The sequence below is a fragment of the Halorubrum sp. SP9 genome (assembly GCF_005435015.1).
GTDB classification, from domain to species: Archaea; Halobacteriota; Halobacteria; order Halobacteriales; family Haloferacaceae; genus Halorubrum; species Halorubrum sodomense.
In genome coordinates, this window is sequence record NZ_SGXU01000600.1 from 1 (window position 1) to 298 (window position 298).

Below are 298 nucleotides of genomic sequence, written 5' to 3' on the forward strand. Positions count from 1 at the left end.
GTGGATGTTCAACTTCAACAACGGGGTCATCAACATCGTCATCACGTCGCTCGGCTTCGGCCGAGTCAACTGGATCGGTAACCCCGACATCGTCCTCTGGGCGGTGATGTTCGCGCTGATGTGGCAGTTCGCGGGGTACGCGATGGTCGTGTTCCTCGCGGGGCTGCGGGCCATTCCGAACGAGCACTACGAGGCGGCGAAGGTGGACGGCGCCTCGACGGCGCGGATGTACTGGCGCGTGATCATCCCGCAGCTGAAGGGGTCGACCATCAGCGCCTCGGTCGTCCTGATGGTGTTC

The 298-nt window shown here is 63.1% G+C and carries 1 protein-coding gene; it reads left to right on the forward strand.

From position 1 onward, the window contains the following. Positions 1 to 298 (forward strand): carbohydrate ABC transporter permease (locus EXE45_RS18720; protein WP_137695186.1); only part of this gene is annotated, 298 nt, incomplete at both ends.